This is a genomic window from Streptomyces zaehneri (assembly GCF_032248645.1).
GTDB classification, from domain to species: domain Bacteria; phylum Actinomycetota; class Actinomycetes; order Streptomycetales; family Streptomycetaceae; genus Streptomyces; species Streptomyces coriariae.
The window spans coordinates 396,101-414,605 of record NZ_JASTTJ010000004.1 but is presented as its reverse complement, the minus strand read 5'-3'; the positions used below and the strand labels follow the sequence as shown (position 1 = coordinate 414,605).

Genomic DNA, 18,505 nt, shown 5'->3' with positions numbered 1-18,505 from the left:
CTCACGAGACCCAAGAGACGAAGAAGAGAGCCGGTCATGGACTTCCTTCGCCCCGCCAGCTGGGAGGACGCGCTCGCCGCCAAGGCCGAGCACCCCACCGCTGTGCCGATTGCGGGTGGCACCGACGTGATGGTCGAGATCAACTTCGACCACCGCAGGCCCGAGTACCTGCTCGACCTCAACCGCGTGGGTGACCTCTACGAGTGGGAGGTCGGCGAGGACAGCGTGCGGCTCGGCGCCTCCGTCCCCTACACCCGGATCATGGAGAATCTGCGCGCGGAACTGCCGGGCCTCGCCCTCGCCTCGCACACCGTGGCCTCCCCGCAGATCCGCAACCGCGGCGGCGTCGGCGGCAACCTCGGCACCGCCTCCCCGGCCGGCGACGCCCACCCCGCCCTGCTGGCGGCGGGCGCCGAGGTCGAGGCGGAGTCGGTGCGCGGTACCCGCCGGATCCCGATCGACGCCTTCTACACCGGCGTGAAGCGCAACGCGCTCGCCCCCGACGAGCTGATCCGCGCCGTCCACATCAAGAAGGCCGACGGCCCGCAGCAGTACTCCAAGGTGGGTACCCGCAACGCCATGGTCATCGCCGTCTGCGCCTTCGGTCTCGCACTGCACCCGCAGTCCCGGACCGTCCGTACCGGCATCGGCTCGGCCGCGCCCACCCCCGTCCGGGCGAAGACCGCGGAGGACTTCCTCAACGCGGCACTCGAAGAAGGCGGTTTCTGGGACAACGGAAAGATCATCGCACCCTCCGTCGCCAAGCAGTTCGCGGACCTGTGCGCCGCCGCCTGCAACCCCATCGACGACGTCCGGGGGACGGCGAGCTACCGACGGCACGCGGTGGGCGTCATGGCCCGCCGCACGCTGACCTGGACGTGGGAGTCGTACCGCGGCCCCCGCAGCACCGCGAAGGGAGCCGCGTGATGCGCGTCAACTTCACTGTCAACGGACGTCCGCAGGAAGCCGACGACGTGTGGGAGGGCGAGAGCCTGCTGTACGTGCTGCGTGAGCGGCTCGGACTGCCGGGTTCGAAGAACGCCTGCGAACAGGGCGAGTGCGGCTCGTGCACCGTGCGGCTGGACGGCGTCCCGGTGTGTTCCTGTCTGGTCGCCGCCGGGCAGGCCGAGGGCCGCGACATCGTCACCGTAGAGGGCCTCGCGGACTACGCCAAGCGGCGTGCCGAGCACGGCGGTTGTGGAACCGGTTCCTGCGGCACGGCGGGAACACCGGGCGCGGCAGGCGCCTCCCCCTCCCTCCACGGGGCCGACGACCGGCCCGCCCAGGGCGCCGACTCCCACACCGGCGAGGGAACCGAACTCGCCCCGATCCAACAGGCGTTCATCGACGCCGGCGCCGTCCAGTGCGGTTTCTGCACCCCGGGGCTGCTGGTCGCCGCCGACGAGATGCTGGAACGCAACCCGAACCCGAGCGACGCGGACATCCGGGAGGCGCTCTCCGGCAACCTCTGCCGGTGCACCGGTTACGAGAAGATCATGGACGCGGTCCGCCTGGCGGCCGCCCGACAGGGAGAGGCGGTCTGACGATGCCCTCCAACGGCGCTCCCCTCGGCACTCCGACCAAGGTCACCCAGGCCTCCCGCACCAAGGGCGGCATCGGCGAGTCCACGCTCCGCCCCGACGGCACCCTCAAGGTCACCGGCGAGTTCGCGTACTCGTCCGACCTGTGGCACGAGGACATGCTCTGGGGCCAGATCCTGCGCTCCACGGTCGCCCACGCCGAGATCGTCTCCATCGACACGTCCGAGGCCCTCGCCCTGCCCGGTGTCCACGCCGTGATGACGTACGACGACCTGCCGACCGACGTGAGGAACTACGGCCTGGAGATCCAGGACACCCCGGTCCTGGCCCACGGCAAGGTCCGGCACCACGGCGAGCCGGTCGCGATCGTCGCCGCGGACCACCCCGAGACCGCCCGCCGCGCCGCCGCGAAGATCAAGGTCGAGTACCGCGAACTGCCCGTGGTCACCGACGAGGCCTCGGCGACCGCGCCGGACGCCGTCCTGATCCACGAGGGCCGCGACGACCACCACATCGCCCACGTCCCGCACCCGAACATCGTCCACCGCCAGCCGATCGTCCGGGGCGACGCCGCCGCGGCCGCCGCGCGCGCCGATGTCGTCGTCAGGGGCGAGTACACCTTCGGCATGCAGGACCAGGCCTTCCTCGGCCCCGAGTCCGGCCTCGCCGTGCCCGAGGAGGACGGTGGCGTCCACCTCTACATCGCCACCCAGTGGCTGCACTCCGACCTGCGTCAGATCGCGCCCGTCCTCGGACTGCCCGAGAGCAAGGTGCGCATGACGCTGGCCGGCGTCGGCGGCGCGTTCGGCGGCCGCGAGGACCTGTCGATGCAGATCCACGCCTGTCTGCTGGCCCTGCGCACCGGAAAACCCGTCAAAATCGTTTACAACCGTTTCGAGTCCTTCTTCGGTCACGTCCACCGCCACCCGGCGAAGCTCTCCTACGAGCACGGCGCGACCCGCGACGGCAAGCTCACCCACGTCAGGTGCCGGATCGTCCTCGACGGCGGCGCGTACGCCTCGGCCAGCCCGGCCGTCGTCGGAAACGCCTCCTCGCTCGGCATCGGTCCGTACGTCGTCGACGACGTCGAGATCGAGGCCGTCGCCCTCTACACCAACAACCCGCCCTGCGGCGCGATGCGCGGCTTCGGCGCGGTTCAGGCCTGCTTCGCCTACGAGGCGCAGATGGACAAGGTCGCGGCCGAACTCGGCATGGATCCGGTGGAGTTCCGCCGGCTCAACGCGATGGAGCAGGGAACCCTGCTGCCGACCGGGCAGCCCGTCGACTCCCCGGCGCCGGTCGCCGAGATCCTGCGCCGGGTCAAGGCGATGCCGCTGCCCCCGGAGCGCCAGTGGGAGAGCAGCGAGGGCGCCGACGTACGGCAGCTGCCCGGCGGTCTGTCCAACACCACGCACGGCGAGGGCGTCGTCCGCGGAATCGGTTACGCGGTCGGCATCAAGAACGTCGGCTTCTCCGAGGGCTTCGACGACTACTCGACCGCCAAGGTCCGTATGGAGGTCATCGCCGGCGAGCCCGTCGCGACCGTCCACACCGCCATGGCGGAGGTCGGCCAGGGCGGGATCACCGTGCACGCGCAGATCGCCCGCACCGAGCTGGGCGTCGCGCAGGTGACCATCCACCCCGCGAACACCCAGGTGGGCAGCGCCGGCTCGACCTCGGCCTCCCGGCAGACCTACGTCACCGGCGGCGCCGTCAAGAACTCCTGCGAGCTCGTCCGGGAGAAGGTCCTGGAGATCGGCCGTCGCAGGTTCGGCTCCTACCACCCCGCCTGGGCCACCGCCGAGCTGCTCCTGGAGGGCGGCAGGGTCGTCACCGACGGCGGTGAGGTCCTCGCCGACCTGGTCGACGTGCTCGAGGACGACAGCGTCGAGGTCGAGGCGGAGTGGCGGCACCGGCCCACCGAGCCGTTCGACCTGCGCACCGGGCAGGGCAACGGACACGTCCAGTACTCCTTCGCCGCGCACCGCGCCGTCGTCGAGGTCGACACCGAGCTCGGTCTGGTGAAGGTCATCGAACTGGCCTGTGTCCAGGACGTCGGCAAGGCGCTCAACCCGCTGTCCGTGATCGGCCAGATCCAGGGCGGCACGACCCAGGGGCTGGGCGTGGCGGTCATGGAGGAGATCATCGTCGACCCCAGGACGGCGAAGGTCAGGAACCCGTCGTTCACGGACTATCTGATCCCCACGATTCTCGACACGCCGACCATCCCGGTCGACGTGCTCGAACTCGCCGACGACCACGCCCCCTACGGGCTCCGCGGCGTCGGCGAGGCACCCACCCTGTCGTCCACCCCGGCGGTCCTCGCGGCCATCCGGAACGCGACCGGGCTGGAGCTCAACCGCACGCCGGTACGACCGGAGCACCTCACCGGAACGTGACCCCACGGGGTCCGATCAGGATGTCGTCCGGGGGTGCCGCACCCCCGGACCACCCTCCCCTTGTTCGTCTCGGGCCGTCCCCCGGGTCGTCCATTCCCAAATCCCGCGGCCGGCCGAAGGCGCCACGCGGGTGTCCCTTTGAACCTTGGGAGATGGCCCATGACCCAGCAGTCACTGGAGCCGAGGACCACAGCCGAAGACGCGGGCGAAGGCACCCGCGTCCCGGCCGGACGGTCCCGGCTCGACCGGTACTTCCACATATCCGGGCGGGGATCCACGGTCGCCCGCGAAGTGCGCGGCGGCGTCACCACCTTCATGGCGATGGCGTACATCCTCCTGCTCAACCCCCTGATCCTGTCCGGCAAGGACGCGGCCGGGGACACCCTCGGTCCGCAGGCGCTGATCACCGCAACCGCTTTCGCAGCGGCTTTCAGCACGCTGCTGATGGGCTTCCTCGGCAAGGTGCCACTCGCGCTCGCCGCCGGGCTCTCGGTCTCGGGCGTCCTGTCCTCCCAGGTCGCCCCGGAGATGACCTGGCCGCAGGCGATGGGCATGTGCGTGCTGTACGGCGTCGTCATCATGCTGCTGGTCGTCACCGGCCTGCGCGAGATGATCATGAACGCGATCCCGCTCGCGCTCAAGCACGGCATCACCATGGGCATCGGTCTGTTCATCGCGCTCATCGGTTTCTACAAGTCCGGCTTCGTGCACCAGGGCGAGGCGACCCCGCTCACCCTCGGCCCGGCGGGCGAACTCGCCGGCTGGCCGGTCCTGTTGTTCGCCGGCACACTGCTGCTGATCTTCATGCTGCAGGCCAGGAACATCCCCGGCGCCATCCTCATCGGCATCGTCGGCGGCACGGTCGTCGCGGCGGTCCTCAACGCCACCGGGGTCGTCGACCCTGAGCAGTGGGCGGCCGGCGCTCCCGAACTGCACGGCAGCGCGGTCTCGATGCCCGACTTCTCGCTCTTCGGGGACGTGGAGTTCGGCGGCTGGGGCGAGGTCGGCGCGATGACCGTCGGCATGATCGTCTTCACGCTCGTCCTCGCCGGCTTCTTCGACGCGATGGCCACCGTCATCGGCGTCGGCACCGAGGCCGGGCTCGCCGACGACAAGGGCCGGATGCCGGGCCTGTCCAAGGCGCTGTTCATCGACGGCGCCGGCGGGGCGATCGGCGGGGTGGCCGGCGGCTCCGGCCAGACCGTGTTCATCGAGTCGGCGACCGGTGTGGGCGAGGGAGCCCGTACGGGCCTCGCCTCGGTCGTCACCGGCGCCTTCTTCGCGGCCTGTCTGTTCTTCACCCCGCTCACCGCGATCGTCCCGCAGGAGGTCGCCTCCGCCGCCCTGGTCGTCATCGGCGCGATGATGCTGATGAACGCCCGCCACGTCGACTGGGCCGACCGGGCGACCGCGATCCCGGTGTTCCTGACCGTCGTCCTGATGCCGTTCACGTACACCATCACCACCGGTGTCGCCGCGGGCGTCATCTCCTACGTCGCCATCAAGGCCGCGCAGGGCAGGGGGCGGGAGATCGGCGCCTTCATGTGGGTCCTGACGGCGGTCTTCCTCGTCTACTTCGCCCTCAACCCGATCGAGGGCCGGCTGGGCGTGCACTAGCACCCCGGCCCGACGGGCACCCGCCCCCGCACCACCGCACCCCGCAGCACCGCACTTCGCACCACCGCCCTCCACGCAACCGCAGCCAAGGAGACCGAGAGATGCTGGACATCGCCGAGGAGCTGAACCGGTGGGTCGGGCAGGGCCGTGACTTCGCCGTGGCCACCGTGGTGGCCGTCGGCGGCAGCGCGCCCCGCCGGCCGGGCGCCGCCCTGGCGGTGGACGCCGACGGAACGGCGATCGGCTCGGTCTCCGGGGGCTGCGTGGAGGGCGCGGTGTACGAGCTGTGCCGGCAAGCGCTGGAGGACGGGGAGTCCGTCCTCGAACGCTTCGGTTACAGCGACGACGACGCCTTCGCCGTCGGGCTCACCTGCGGCGGGATCATCGACATCCTCGTCACCCCGGTGCGGGTCGGTGACCGGGTCCGGCCGGTGATCGCGGCCGCCCTGGCGGCCGCCGCCTCCGGCGGGGCCACGGCCCTGGCCCGTATCGTGACCGGCCCGGCGGACCTCGTCGGCCGCGCGCTGGTCGTCCGCCGCGGCGGGACCGACGAAAACGGTTCCCACACGAGCGCTTCTCACGACAGTGGTGCCCATGGCGGTGGTTCTTACGACAGCGGTTTCCGCAACGGCGCCTCCTACGAGAGTGGTGTCCATGGCGGTGGTTCTTACGACAGCGGTTTCCGAAACGGAGCCTCCTACGACAGCGGTTTCTACGAAGGCGGCTTCGGCGGCCATCCGGAGCTGGACCGTACGGTCGCCGCCGAGGCCGGCGCCCTCCTCGACGCCGGTCGTACCGGCACCCTGGAGATCGGCGAGCAGGGATCCCGCTGCGGGGCGCCGCTCACGGTGCTGGTCGAGTCGTCCGTCCCGCCGCCCCGGATGATCGTGTTCGGCGCGATCGACTTCGCGTCGGCGCTGGTGCGGGTCGGCAAGTTCCTGAACTACCGCGTGACGGTGTGCGACGCACGTCCCGTCTTCGCGACCGAGGCCCGTTTCCCGGAGGCCGACGAGATCGTCGTCGAGTGGCCGCACCGGTACCTGGAGCGCACGCGGGTGGACGCGCGGACCGTGCTGTGCGTCCTCACCCATGACGCCAAGTTCGATGTCCCCCTGCTCCGGCTGGCGTTGCGGCTCCCGGTCGCCTACGTCGGCGCGATGGGCTCCCGCCGCACCCACCTCGACCGCAACGCGCGCCTGCGTGAAGTAGGCGTGAGCGAGCTGGAGTTGACGCGTCTGCGGTCCCCCATCGGCCTCGACCTGGGTGCCCGTACGCCCGAGGAGACGGCACTGTCGATCGCCGCCGAGATCGTGGCCGAACGGCGCGGCGGCAGCGGGGTCTCACTCACCGGCGCGCACACGCCCATCCATCACGACGCGAGGTCGGTGCCGACGGGCCGGATCGGCTCGGTGGCCTGAGCCGCCGTACGGCGCACAGCCGGCTGGTCCGGCCAGGTGAACGCGTAGCGCGGGTCGCCGCCGCGGCTCAGCCGGACGTGGCGCAGCAGTTCGCGCGCGATGCCCGCGTTGCCCATCGCCCAGCCGGTCTGCGGCTCGAGGCGGTCCGGGGCGGGCCGGTGCGCGAGGTTGGACCAGCGCGCGCCGTCCGCGTCCCGGGTCGCGCGGGAGGCGAGGTCCGCCACGAGCGTCCGGGCGAAGCCGGGGGAGTCGCCCTGCTCGGCGATCCGGTCCGAGGCCAGCGCCAGCACCCCGGCCGTCCCGCAGCAGCGGCCGTTGTTGTCCCAGAACCCGGGCCGCAGCCGGCGCGGCAGTCCGGACCGGGTCACGGTGTGCCAGCAGCGGTCGGCGAGCTCTGCCCACGCGGGCTCACCGAGCACGTCCCGCAGCAGCCGGAAGACCTGGGCGTCGCCGGCCGGTCCGTGACACCAGCCGTAGCTGTACCGCTCGACCACGTCGGGCCGGTGGTGCGGGTCGGAGTGCGGCACGAGGAAACCGTCAGGACCGCCTTCGTCCCGGGCGACGACGTCCGCGACGCCGGCCCGCCCGAGCTCCACCAGGTCCGTACGCCCGGTGGCGGTTCCGACGGCGGCCAGGGCGTACGCGATCCCGAGCGTGCCGTGCGAGACATGGTGCAGCCGGGCCGGCGCGCCGAGCTTGAACTCCCAGGTGACGCCGCCCCCTTCGGTGGGCTCGGCGGTTTCCAGGTACGGCTCCAGTGCCCGTACGGCGAGGTCGGCGTCGCCGGCCGCCAGTGCGCCGAGGCCGATGCCCGCGTTGCCGCCCATCAGCTCGAACAGCACGCCCCAGCGCACTCCGTCGAAGTGTGACCGCACCCGCTCCAGGGCCCGGTCCGCGGCGGCCCCGGCGGTGTCGTCGCCGAGTTCGCGGTGGACGGTCCTCAGCGCGAGGGCGATACCGGTCAGCCCGAAGTACAGGGAGTGGTCCGGGTGGTCGTCGACCGCGTCGGCGAGGCCGCGGGCGGCGCGCAGGACGGTGTCCGCGTAGGAGTCGTCGCCGAAGTGCCGCCAGGCCTCCAGGAGTACGGGTACGACCCCGGCCGTGCCGGTGTAGAGCTGCGGATCGATCGTGTCGTCCGAGGGTCTGACGGGCCAGCCGAGACCGCCGCCCCCGGTGTCGCGGGCGGTGCCCCGCAGCCAGCGCAGGGCGTCCACCGCGAGTTCCTCGATGTCGTCGGCTGCCGTCATGCCCTCAGCCTGGCACGGCTGCCGTGGCGATCGCGCCGTCATCGGCCGCGGAGCAGCCGGTTGACCGCGCGCCCGAACACCGAGCGGGCCGTGGTCCGGACGAGGGGGTCGAAGAGGGACGGGAGGAAACGCACGCGCAACTCCTCCCGCCAGAGCACCCGGGCCCGCCCGCCGGGGCCCGGCCGTACCTCGATCTCGGCCCAGCCCAGGACGACCCGGCCGCGTTTCTCCAGCCGGCACCGGCCCGGTTCGTCGTCGGAGGGCGGCTGCCACACGGTCACCTCCATCCGGTCGGTGAAGGCGAACGGGCCGAGACCCGAACGGGCCACGAGGACCGTGCCCTCACGGGTCGGCGCGGGGGTGAGCACGGCGACGTGGGTCAGCGGCACCACGTCGCCGTGCCGGGACCACTGCGTCAGGCGACGCCAGGCGTCGTCCGGGGAAAGCGGTACCGTGCGTTCGAGCTGGAAGAAGACCACACGCTGATCGTAGGGAGTCGCAGCCGTCCGACGGTGGATCACCCTCCGGCTCACAGGTTCGGACTCACCTTCGTGTCTGTGGCGGTGTGGTCGAGGCCGTCGATGTCGTGGACCGGCAGCCGGGGTCGGGTCAGCGATAGACCTGCCCGGGTACCGCCGTCCCCGGCGCCAGCAGTTGGGGAACCGTCACGAAAACGTATCCGCGCTCTTTCAGCGCGTCGATGATCCCCGGTACGGCCGGCACGGTCCCGTCGTAGATGTCGTGCAGCAGGATGATGCCGTCCCGGTCGGCCTGGGCGAGCACCCGGCGTCGGATCAGTGCGGAGTCGGTCGTCGTGTAGTCCTTGGCGGTCACCGTCCACAGCACCTCGGCGAGGCCCAGTTCGCGGCAGATGTCGTGCACGGTCTCGTCGGTGCGGCCCTGCGGCGGGCGCATCAGGGTGGGGCGCCGGCCGGTGAGGCGCTCTATCTCGTCGTTGGGGCGCCGGAGTTCCTCGCGTATCTCCTCCGGGGTGATCCGTGTCAGGATCTTGTGGTCCCAGGTGTGGCTGGCCACCTCGTGTCCCTCGGCGGCCATGCGGGTGACGAGCTCCGGGTACTTCTCGATGTGCCGCCGGCCCAGCAGGAAGAAGGTCGCCGGGACCTGTCTCTCCTTCAGGATGTCGAGCAGCCGGGCCGAGTTCTCGCTCGGTCCGGCGTCGAAGGTGAGGGCGATGCACTTCGCCTCACGGCAGTCGACGGGGCCGAGGCGGGCGGCCTGGGTGGTGGGCGCGGGGTGGGCGCGGGCGGCGCTCGGGTGCGTGATGTCGGCGCGGCCGCAGCCGGTCAGCGTGACCGCCAGGCAGAGGGCCGCCGCCGAGATGGCGACGGCCCGCAACCTGGCCCCCGTTTTCTTCATCTTCCTGGTCAGAGAAGGCATGTCGAGACTATACATAGAGCGTATACACCCTATGTATAGTCTCGGCCGTCATGCGCTCCTCAGGCCGCGCGGGGCCCTATTGGGCGTAGAACGTCGCGTCTCCCTTGTCCGTGGCCGTGCTCGGCGTCTGCACGTACAGCACGTAGTTGTAGTGGCGGACATAGCGTCCGGCGTAGTTGTACGACTCGTACGAGACTCCCGCGGAGTCGGCGAGACCGGCCCGCCGGTAGAAGCTCGCGTCGGACGCGAACGCCGACGTGCCGTCGCTCTTCTCCAGCCACACCTCGAAGTTCTTGTGCCGCAGGTAGTAGCCCGGGAAGTTGGCCGACTCCAGGGAGACCGTGCCGGTGCCCGCGAGACCGGTGACCACCCGGAACTGCGAGTCGGCCAGCGGGCTGACCCCGGCCTCGATGCGGGCGCGGTACTCCCAGTGCCGGATGAACCGGTCCGCGTAGTTGTACGAGGAGAAGCGCTGCGGGGTGACCCCGTCGGCCACCGGGATGCCGAAGTCGGGGGTGCCGTCCGCCTTCCAGTACACCTTCTGCACGCGGGTGCGGCGGTTGGGGTCGTTCAGCGGGTCGCCGGTGATGTCCTTGTAGCTGCGGTCGTGGTAGACGAGGATGTCGGACTTGCCGTCCTCGGAGACCGTGAACGAGTTGTGGCCCGGACCGTACTGCGAGGTCGAGGCGTTCGAGGTGAAGACGGGCTGCGTCCCCTTGGTCCAGGACGCCGGGTCGGTCAGGTCGGCCGTCGCCGAGGCGGTCAGCATGCCCAGGCAGTAGTTGGCGTCGGTCGCGCTCGCCGAGTAGGTCATGAAGACCTTGCCGCCGTGCTGGATGAGCGCGGGACCCTCGTTGACCTTGTAGCCGATCGTCTCCCAGGAGAGCGTCGGCTGCGAGATCTCCGCCGGAGTCCCCGAGATCGTCCAGGGGTTGGTCATCCTGGCGATGAACAGACTGGTGTTGTTGTCCTCGGACGGGTTGCGCTGGGCCCAGGCGAGATAGCGCACGCCGTTCACCACGAACGTGGTGGAGTCCAGCGAGAAGCTCTCCCACGTGGTCTTGATCTGGCCCTTCTCGGCCCAGGTCGCGGTGAGCGGGTTGGCGCCGGTGCCTTCGAGGACGTACATCCGGATCGCCCATACGTCGGTGGTGGACCCGGCCGCGAAGTACACGTACCACTTGCCGTCGATGAAGTGGATCTCCGGCGCCCAGATGTGGGCGCCCATGACCCCGCTGCTGTGCTTGGTCCAGATGGTGACCTCCTGGGCCGTCGACAGGCCCTGGATGGTCGTCGCCCGGCGCAGCACGATGCGGTCGTACGCGGGGACCGTGGCGGTGAAGTAGTAGTAGCCGTCGGTGTGTTTGAAGATGTGCGGATCGGCGCGCTGCTCCGCGATCGGGTTGGTGTACGTCACGGCGGGGGAGTCGGGCACGGCGGCCTGGGCGGGGGCGCCCACACCGGTGAGGACGGCCGCGAGGGCGACGAGGCCGGCCAGGATCAGCCGAACGGCGTTGCGTCTCAAGGGAGTTCTCCTGACGGAGGAAGAGGGGAGGGAGGGGGAGGGAGGGGGAGGAAGGTGCCGGGCTCAGGTGGTGGGCACCAGGCGCCACTGCTGGCAGGTGTTGTTCAGCCAGGTCCACTGCCGTACGTCGGCGCCGTTCGCGGTCCCGCAGTCGGCGACGTCGGCGACCTTGCCGCTGTTCTCGTTCACGAGCCGTACGTAGTCGCCGGTCGCGGTGAAGACGGGACGGAAACGCTGGCACTTGTTGTTCAGCCATGACCACTGGCGCAGGTCGGCCCCGTCGGCGCCGGAGCAGTCGGCGGTGTCCAGCACGCCGCCGGTGGCCACGTTCACCAGCCGGCTGGTGTCGTCGCCCTGATCCTCGATCCGCCACTTCTGGTTGGTCCCGCCGGTGCAGGTCCACTGGAGGACGTTCGTGCCGTTGGCCGTGGAACCGCCCTCGACGTCGAGGCACTTGCCGCTGTTGCGGTTGACGAGGGTGTACGAGGTCGGGGTCGCCGCCGTCTCGCCGGACGGGCCGGGGAGCGTCGTGCCCGGGGCGACGGGGGTGCCGAAGTCCGGGGTGCCGTCGGCGTTCCAGGTGAACTTCTGGGCGCGGGTCGTCCGGCCGTTTCCGCAGCCGCCGCTCGCGGAGGAGTTGGCGTGGTAGACGATCCAGTTCTCGGTGCCGTCGGGTGAGGTGAAGAAGCCGTTGTGGCCGGGGCCGTAGACGCCGGCTGTGTCGCTGCGCTGGAAGACGGGCGTCTGCTTCTTGGTCCAGGACGCCGGGTTCAGCGGGTCGCTGCCCGTCAACTCCAGTTGGCCGAGCTTGTAGTCGGCGGTCTGGCAGTAGCTGGCGGAGTAGCTGAGGAAGGTGCGGCCGTTGTGGTACAGCGGTTCCGGGCCCTCGTTGACGGGCGCGCCCACCCGTTCCCAGTCCAGGGTGGGGCTGGAAATCACCGTGAACGTGTTACTGGACAGCGTGTACGGGTTGCTCATCGGTGCGATGACCAGGCTCTGCGCGCTGCCGTTCACGAAACCGCTTCCGACGAGATACAGGTTTCCGTTCGCCTGGAGCACGCTCGCGTCGATCAGCCAGCCGCCCGGCGCGAGGTTGGAGCCGGTGAGGGAGCCCTTGTAGGTGTAGGGGCCCAGCGGGTCGGTGCCGGCGCTCTCCAGGACATGGGTGCGCTGGGAGTCGCAGCAGGCGGTGCCGCCCTGGCCGGCCGAGTAGTACAGGTACCAGTGGCCGTTGAACTGGTGGATCTCCGGTGCCCAGATGTTGGTGTTGCGGGTCGAGGTGGTGTCCGACCACACCTGCACGGTGGGCGCGGTGGCGAGGCCCGCCAGGGTCGGCGCCTTGCGCATGCCGAGAACGCCCGTGAACGTCGTGGTGATCAGGTAGTAGTTCCCGTCGTGGAACTCCAGCCAGGGGTCGGCGCCCTTGGCCGACTTCAGTGGGTTGGTGTACGGGCGGCCGTCGGCCGCGGCCACCGGCTGGGTCGCCGTCACCAGGGCGACGAGGAGGGCCAGGACGCAGACGAGCAGGGGTCTGCGGCGGTACTTCCGAGGCATGCAGGACCGTCCCTTGTCCGTGAAACTGCCTGTGCGGTATTTCGAACATGGTTCGTAACTTCGGCCAGAAGATAGGGGGCCTGCATGTCCTCGTCAATGGTTTCGACAGCCTCGGCGGCACCGGGAACACGTCGGGGCGACAGCCGTCACCGCACGGCCGGTCGGCGGCGCCACGCGCCAGGGCGCCCGGCCCGGTCGCTGTGGACCGGGCGGGACGCCCTGGATGTGCCGGCTGTGTTCCTGCCGTGGTGTCGCTGTTCAGTTGTTCCTGCTGTTCCTGCTGTTCCTGCTGGTCGTGCTGTTCCTGCTGGTCGTGCCGCGCCAGCCGGTCCTGCTGTTTCCGATCCTCCGGGGAGGCCGGGATCAGATCAGGTCGAACCGGTCGAGGTTCGAGACCTTGACCCACGCGGCGACGAAGTCGTTCACGAACTTCGCCTTCGCGTCGTCGCTCGCGTAGACCTCGGCGAGCGCGCGCAGCTCGGAGTTCGAGCCGAAGACGAGGTCGGCGCGGGTGCCGGTCCACTTGACCTCGCCCGTGGCGGCGTCGCGGCCCTCGAAGGTGGTCTGGTCCGAGGACGTCGACGACCACGTCGTACCCAGGTCGAGCAGGTTGACGAAGAAGTCGTTGGTCAGCTTGCCCGGCGTGTCGGTGAAGACGCCGTGCGAGGACTGGCCGTGGTTGGCGCCCAGCACGCGCAGGCCGCCGACCAGGACGGTCAGCTCGGGGGCGCTCAGGGTCAGCAGGTTCGCCTTGTCGAGCAGCAGGAACTCGGCCGGCAGTCGGTTGCCCTTGCCGAGGTAGTTGCGGAACCCGTCGGCGGTCGGCTCGAGCGCGGCGAACGACTCGACGTCCGTCTGCTCCTGCGAGGCGTCCACGCGGCCCGGAGTGAAGGGGACCTCCACGGCGTGACCGGCGTCCTTGGCGGCCTTCTCCACGGCGGCGGCGCCACCGAGGACGATCAGGTCGGCCAGGGAGACCTTCTTCGCGCCGGAGTTGAACTCCTGCTGGACGCCCTCCAGGACGCGCAGCACCTGGGCCAGCTCGTCCGGGTTGTTGACCTCCCAGCCGCGCTGCGGCTCGAGGCGGATGCGGGCGCCGTTGGCGCCGCCGCGCTTGTCGCTGCCGCGGTGGGTGGAGGCCGACGCCCACGCGGTGGACACCAGCTGCGAGACGCTCAGCCCCGAGTCGAGGACCTTGGCCTTGAGCGCCGCGATGTCCTCGGCGCCGATGACCTCGCCCTCGGCCGCCGGCAGCGGGTCCTGCCACAGCAGGGTCTCCGCCGGGACCTCCGGGCCGAGGTACAGGGACTTCGGGCCCAGGTCGCGGTGGGTCAGCTTGTACCAGGCGCGGGCGAAGGCGTCCGCGAACTCGGCCGGGTTCTCGTGGAAGCGGCGCGAGATCTCACCGTAGATCGGGTCGAAGCGCAGCGACAGGTCGGTGGTGAGCATCGTCGGGAGCTTCTTCTTCGACGGGTCGTGCGCGTCGGGGATGATCGCCTCGGCGTCCTTGGCCACCCACTGCTTGGCGCCGGCCGGGGACTCCGACAGCTCCCACTCGTAGCCGAAGAGGATGTCGAAGAAGTCGTTGCTCCACTGGGTGGGCTTGGAGGTCCAGGTGACCTCCAGGCCGCTGGTGATGGCGTCGCCGCCCTTGCCGGTGCCGTAGGAGGACTTCCAGCCCAGGCCCTGCTGCGCGAGGGAGGCGGCCTCGGGGTCGTCGCCGACGCTGTCCGCCGGACCGGCGCCGTGGGTCTTGCCGAAGGTGTGACCACCGGCGATCAGGGCGACGGTCTCCTCGTCGTTCATCGCCATGCGGCGGAACGTCTCGCGGATGTCGCGGGCCGCGGCCAGCGGGTCCGGGTTGCCGTTGGGGCCCTCGGGGTTGACGTAGATGAGACCCATCTGGACCGCGCCGAGCGGGTTCTCCAGCTCACGGTCGCCGGTGTAGCGCTGGTCGTCGAGCCAGGTGGTCTCCGGGCCCCAGTACACGTCCTCGTCGGCCTCCCAGACGTCCGCGCGGCCGCCGGCGAAGCCGAAGGTCTCGAAGCCCATCGTCTCCAGCGCGACGTTGCCCGTGAGGATCAGGAGGTCGGCCCAGGAGATGGACTGGCCGTACTTCTTCTTGACCGGCCACAGCAGACGGCGGGCCTTGTCGAGGTTGGCGTTGTCCGGCCAGCTGTTCAGCGGCGCGAAGCGCTGCTGACCGCGGCCACCGCCGCCGCGGCCGTCACTGATGCGGTAGGTGCCGGCGCTGTGCCAGGCCATGCGGATCATCAGCGGGCCGTAGTTGCCGAAGTCGGCGGGCCACCAGTCCTGCGAGGTGGTCAGCACCTCGGCGATGTCCTGTTTCACGGCCGCCAGGTCGAGGGCCTCGAACGCCGCGGCGTAGTCGAACTCCGCGCCGAGCGGGTTCGCCACGACGGGGTCCTTGGCGAGGATCTTCAGGTTGAGGCGCTCCGGCCACCACTGGCGATTGCCGCCGCCCTGGGTGGGGTGCGCGGCGCGGCCGCCGTGCGCGACCGGGCAGCCACCTGCCTCCGCCGCCTTCGAGTCGGTCACGATCGCATCATGGTTCTCGGTCATGGGGGAATCCTTCTGGGCTGGTCGGATCACATGCTCACGTACCGCAGGCGTCGGGTCCCGCGGGCGCTCAGGTGCTGGGGGCGGTGGAACAGTCGGGGCACAGGCCCCAGTAGATGACCTCGGCCTCGTCTATGGCGAAGCCGCGGTCGTCGGAGGCGGTCAGACAGGGGGCGTGACCGACGGCGCAGTCGACGTCGACGACCGCGCCGCAGGACCGGCAGACGAGGTGGTGGTGGTTGTCCCCCACGCGTCCCTCGAACCGGGCGGGGCTGCCCGGGGGCTCGAGGCGGCGCACCAGCCCGGCCGTGGTCAGCGCGTGCAGGGCCTCGTACACGGCCTGGAGGGAGATGTGGCCCACGCGGCCGCGCACCCCCGTGGCGATCGCCTCGACCCCGAGGTGGTCGCCGTTCCGGACGGTCTCGAGCAGGGCCACACGGGCGGCCGTCACCCGCAGGCCGACACCGCGCAGCTCCTCGGCGGTGGTCGGTGTACGGGGTGCTGTCATGGTGTCGAACCTACTTCATAAACACGAACCATTCAAGAAAACGAACGGTGCAAGTCTGGGAAACGGCACGCGTCGGAGAAGCGGCACGCGTCGGAGAAGCGGCACACGTCAGAGAAACGAGGCGAGCCCGTCGAGGAGCCTGTCCACGTCCTCGTCGTCGTTGTAGGGCGCGAGTCCCACCCGCAGCGCGGGGTCGTCGAGCTTGAGCGCGGTGAAGGCCTCGTAGGCGTAGAACGAGCCCGCCGGGGCCACGACACCCCGGGCGGCGAGATGCGCCTGTGCCTCGCGTGCGTCACGGCCCGCGAAACTCATCAGCACGGTCGGGGTGCGGTCCCGCGCCCTCGAGTGGACGGTGACGGCGTCGCCCAGCGTGCGCAGCCCCTCCTCCACCCGGGCGCGCACCACGTTCTCGTGCTCGTGCAGGGACCGCAGCGACCGCGCCAGCCGCTCCCTGCGCGACCCCGCCGTCCCCGGCGCGTCCCCGGGCACTCCCGGCCGCCCCGGCTCGATCGGGTCGAGCGCGGCCAGGAAGTCCACGGCGGCGGTGGCGCCCGCCAGGATCTCGTAGGGCAGCGTCCCGAACTCGAAGCGCTCCGGCACGGTGTCCGGCGACGGCAGCAGCTTGTCCGGCACGAGCCCTTCGAGGACGTCGGGCGAACCGGCGAGCACCCCGCAGTGCGGACCGAGGAACTTGTACGGCGAGCAGACGAACAGGTCGGCCCCGAGCGCGGGCACGTCCACCAGGTGATGGGCGGCGTAGTGCACCCCGTCCACGAACACCACGGCGCCCACCTCGTGCGCCCGGTCCGCGATCCGGCGCACCGGCGGCCTGGTGCCCAGCACGTTCGAGGCCGCCGTCACCGCGACCAGCCGGGTCCGGGGCGACAGCGCCCGCTCAAAGGAGCCGAGGTCGAGTTCCGTGGTCGCGGCGTCGATCTCGATCCAGCGGACGGTGACCCGGGCACGTTCCGCCGCCTGGATCCAGGGGCGCACATTGGCGTCGTGGTCGAGCCGGCTGAGGACGATCTCGTCGCCGGGCCGCCAGCCGTCGGCCAGCGTCCGGGAGAAGTCGTACGTGAGCTGCGTGGCGCTGCGCCCGTGCACGACGGCCGTCTCCGGCACGCCCAGCAGGTCGGCGTAGGCGGCCCGGAAGCCGGCGACGGCCTGTTCGGCGTTGCGCTCGGACGCGCTGACCCGTCCCCGGTTGGACAGCGGACCGGTCATCGTCCGGGTGACGGCCTCGGCGACGAGGGAGGGCGTCTGTGTCCCGCCCGGTCCGTCGAAGAAGGCGAGACCCTGTGCGAGGGACGGGAAGTGTGCCCGGAGGGCGGCGACATCGATGGCCATGGCCCCGACTCTGGCACCCGGACCCGCGGCCCACCAGGGAGCCACGGCCGGCTCCTGCGGTCCGTCGTGTCGCGAGGGGCAGGAGGCCGCGGGGGACCGGTCGTGGACCGACGCGACGAATTAGGCGACGAATGCCGGACAGAGGACTACGACTGAACCTGACCTGACCTGACCTGACCTGACCTGACCCGTGCCGCCGAGAGGTCCTCGCATGCATTCCGTACTCGACCGCGCGCTCGACTGTGTCGTCGGCGCGCTCGGGAAGACCACCGACACGACCGGAGTCACCCTGCACCGTTCCCCGGACGCGGGACGGGCGCGGCTGGCCGACCGGGCGTTCGACTTCAACAGCGCCGTGCCGTCCGGAGTGCGGTTCGAGATGCTCACGGACGCCACCGAGCTCGAGCTCGACGCCCGGCTGACCGTGGTCCTCCCGCTGGGCATGCCGTCCGGCGGCAGCGTCTTCGACCTGGTGGTCGACGGCGAACTGCGTGAGCCGGTGGTGGCGACGCAACAGTGCCCGATCGACCCGGCCTTCTTCGACCCCGCCACCGGCTCGACGCAGGCCGGACCGGCCGAGCCCGCGACCGTGCGCTTCCCCATCGGCCCGCGGGCCGTCGAACGGCGCGTGGAGATCTGGCTGCCCGTCACCCCGGCCGTCACGCTGATCGACGTCCGCGTCCCGGACGGGGCGTCGGTGCGTCCGGCTCCCGCGAGCGGCCCCCTGTGGGTGCACTACGGCAGCTCCGTCAGTCAGTGCCCGGACGCGGACCGCCCGACCGCCACCTGGCCGGCCGCCGTGGCCCGCTCGGCCGGCCGGTCCCTGGTCAACCTCGGTCTCGGCGGGCAGTGCCAGCTCGACCCCTTCATGGCCCGTGCCGTCCGCGACCTGCCCGCGAGCGCGATCAGCCTCGAACTGGGCATCAACGTCCACAACGCCGACAGCATGCGCGAACGTGCCTTCGTCCCGGCCTTCCACGGATTCCTCGACACGATCCGCGACGGGCACCCGTCCACACCGGTCCTGGTCATCAGCCCCATCGTCTGCCCGGCCGCCGAACAGCGGCCGGGGCCAACGCTGGTGGGCCCCGACGCCATGGTCCGCACCGTCGACCGTCCCGCCGAACTCGCTTTCGGAGCCCTCACGCTCACCCGCATCCGCGCGTTGCTGCGCGAGCATGTCGAGCAGCGTCGGGGGGACGGCGACGACCGGCTTCACATCGTCGACGGGACAACGCTGTTCGGGCCCGACGACGTGGCCGACCTGCCCGACGGCCTGCACCCGAACGCGGCCGGCTACGCCCGTATGGCCGAGCGCTTCCTGCCCCTTTCCTTCGGCGGGGCGGGCGCGTTCGGGTGACCGGGAGGCGA

The 18,505-nt window shown here is 71.0% G+C and carries 14 protein-coding genes; 6 read left to right on the top strand and 8 right to left on the bottom strand.

The window, feature by feature from the left end:
• The first annotated feature begins 36 nt into the window (after positions 1-36).
• The 5 genes from QQM72_RS10085 (at position 37) to QQM72_RS10065 (ending at position 6,975) form a co-directional block, all read left to right on the top strand.
• Positions 37-927: an FAD binding domain-containing protein gene (locus QQM72_RS10085; RefSeq protein WP_314220461.1), complete on the top strand. Its 891-nt coding sequence runs from the start codon at positions 37-39 to the stop codon at positions 925-927.
• Positions 927-1,544, top strand: a complete 618-nt coding sequence (locus QQM72_RS10080; protein ID WP_314220460.1) for a (2Fe-2S)-binding protein — start codon at positions 927-929, stop codon at positions 1,542-1,544. The genes QQM72_RS10085 and QQM72_RS10080 overlap by 1 nt, the downstream gene beginning before the upstream one ends.
• A 2-nt stretch (positions 1,545-1,546) precedes the next feature.
• Positions 1,547-3,940: a xanthine dehydrogenase family protein molybdopterin-binding subunit gene (locus QQM72_RS10075; protein WP_314220459.1), complete on the top strand. Its 2,394-nt coding sequence runs from the start codon at positions 1,547-1,549 to the stop codon at positions 3,938-3,940.
• Between the two features lie 159 nt (positions 3,941-4,099).
• Positions 4,100-5,557 carry an NCS2 family permease gene (locus QQM72_RS10070; protein WP_314220458.1) on the top strand — a complete coding sequence of 486 codons (1,458 nt, stop codon included), beginning with the start codon at positions 4,100-4,102 and terminating at the stop codon, positions 5,555-5,557.
• A 101-nt stretch (positions 5,558-5,658) separates the two neighbouring features.
• Positions 5,659-6,975 (top strand): XdhC family protein, encoded by a 1,317-nt coding sequence (locus QQM72_RS10065; RefSeq protein WP_314220457.1) that lies wholly within the window; start codon positions 5,659-5,661, stop codon positions 6,973-6,975.
• Here QQM72_RS10065 and QQM72_RS10060 read toward each other — a convergent pair.
• From QQM72_RS10060 to QQM72_RS10025, 8 genes are all read right to left on the bottom strand, one after another.
• On the bottom strand, positions 6,927-8,222 hold the full coding sequence (locus QQM72_RS10060; protein WP_314220456.1) for a lanthionine synthetase LanC family protein: 1,296 nt from the start codon (positions 8,220-8,222) through the stop codon (positions 6,927-6,929). The two genes, QQM72_RS10065 and QQM72_RS10060, sit on opposite strands and share 49 nt — an antisense overlap.
• Before the next feature lie 38 nt (positions 8,223-8,260).
• Positions 8,261-8,701: an SRPBCC family protein gene (locus QQM72_RS10055; protein ID WP_314220455.1), complete on the bottom strand. Its 441-nt coding sequence runs from the start codon at positions 8,699-8,701 to the stop codon at positions 8,261-8,263.
• A gap of 130 nt (positions 8,702-8,831) precedes the next feature.
• Positions 8,832-9,620 carry a polysaccharide deacetylase family protein gene (locus tag QQM72_RS10050; protein WP_314220454.1) on the bottom strand — a complete coding sequence of 263 codons (789 nt, stop codon included), beginning with the start codon at positions 9,618-9,620 and terminating at the stop codon, positions 8,832-8,834.
• A 76-nt stretch (positions 9,621-9,696) separates the two neighbouring features.
• A complete protein-coding gene (locus tag QQM72_RS10045) occupies positions 9,697-11,145 on the bottom strand; it encodes a family 43 glycosylhydrolase (RefSeq protein WP_314220453.1) in 1,449 nt (482 codons plus the stop codon).
• 63 nt (positions 11,146-11,208) lie between these two features.
• Positions 11,209-12,699, bottom strand: coding sequence for a family 43 glycosylhydrolase (locus QQM72_RS10040; protein WP_314220452.1), 1,491 nt, complete (start codon positions 12,697-12,699; stop codon positions 11,209-11,211).
• 363 nt (positions 12,700-13,062) lie between these two features.
• A complete protein-coding gene (gene katG, locus QQM72_RS10035) occupies positions 13,063-15,282 on the bottom strand; it encodes a catalase/peroxidase HPI (RefSeq protein ID WP_314220451.1) in 2,220 nt (739 codons plus the stop codon).
• A gap of 67 nt (positions 15,283-15,349) precedes the next feature.
• Positions 15,350-15,787, bottom strand: coding sequence for a Fur family transcriptional regulator (locus tag QQM72_RS10030; RefSeq protein ID WP_314220450.1), 438 nt, complete (start codon positions 15,785-15,787; stop codon positions 15,350-15,352).
• Between the two features lie 108 nt (positions 15,788-15,895).
• On the bottom strand, positions 15,896-17,134 hold the full coding sequence (locus tag QQM72_RS10025) for a cysteine desulfurase-like protein (RefSeq protein ID WP_314220449.1): 1,239 nt from the start codon (positions 17,132-17,134) through the stop codon (positions 15,896-15,898).
• A gap of 211 nt (positions 17,135-17,345) precedes the next feature.
• Here QQM72_RS10025 and QQM72_RS10020 point away from each other — a divergent pair, with 211 nt between their 5' ends.
• Entirely contained in the window at positions 17,346-18,494 is a 1,149-nt protein-coding gene (locus QQM72_RS10020) for an SGNH/GDSL hydrolase family protein (protein ID WP_314220448.1), read from the top strand.
• Positions 18,495-18,505 lie beyond the last annotated feature (11 nt).

What these genes read in the sequence shown, in the direction of transcription:
- QQM72_RS10075 (WP_314220459.1), top strand. Translation starts at nt 1,547, where the DNA reads ATGCCCTCCAACGGCGCTCCCCTCGGCACTCCGACCAAGGTCACCCAG.
- QQM72_RS10050 (WP_314220454.1), bottom strand. Translation starts at nt 9,620, where the DNA reads ATGCCTTCTCTGACCAGGAAGATGAAGAAAACGGGGGCCAGGTTGCGG.
- QQM72_RS10070 (WP_314220458.1), top strand. Translation starts at nt 4,100, where the DNA reads ATGACCCAGCAGTCACTGGAGCCGAGGACCACAGCCGAAGACGCGGGC.
- katG (WP_314220451.1), bottom strand. Translation starts at nt 15,282, where the DNA reads ATGACCGAGAACCATGATGCGATCGTGACCGACTCGAAGGCGGCGGAG.
- QQM72_RS10060 (WP_314220456.1), bottom strand. Translation starts at nt 8,222, where the DNA reads ATGACGGCAGCCGACGACATCGAGGAACTCGCGGTGGACGCCCTGCGC.
- QQM72_RS10080 (WP_314220460.1), top strand. Translation starts at nt 927, where the DNA reads ATGCGCGTCAACTTCACTGTCAACGGACGTCCGCAGGAAGCCGACGAC.
- QQM72_RS10040 (WP_314220452.1), bottom strand. Translation starts at nt 12,699, where the DNA reads ATGCCTCGGAAGTACCGCCGCAGACCCCTGCTCGTCTGCGTCCTGGCC.
- QQM72_RS10030 (WP_314220450.1), bottom strand. Translation starts at nt 15,787, where the DNA reads ATGACAGCACCCCGTACACCGACCACCGCCGAGGAGCTGCGCGGTGTC.
- QQM72_RS10065 (WP_314220457.1), top strand. Translation starts at nt 5,659, where the DNA reads ATGCTGGACATCGCCGAGGAGCTGAACCGGTGGGTCGGGCAGGGCCGT.
- QQM72_RS10085 (WP_314220461.1), top strand. Translation starts at nt 37, where the DNA reads ATGGACTTCCTTCGCCCCGCCAGCTGGGAGGACGCGCTCGCCGCCAAG.
- QQM72_RS10025 (WP_314220449.1), bottom strand. Translation starts at nt 17,134, where the DNA reads ATGGCCATCGATGTCGCCGCCCTCCGGGCACACTTCCCGTCCCTCGCA.
- QQM72_RS10020 (WP_314220448.1), top strand. Translation starts at nt 17,346, where the DNA reads ATGCATTCCGTACTCGACCGCGCGCTCGACTGTGTCGTCGGCGCGCTC.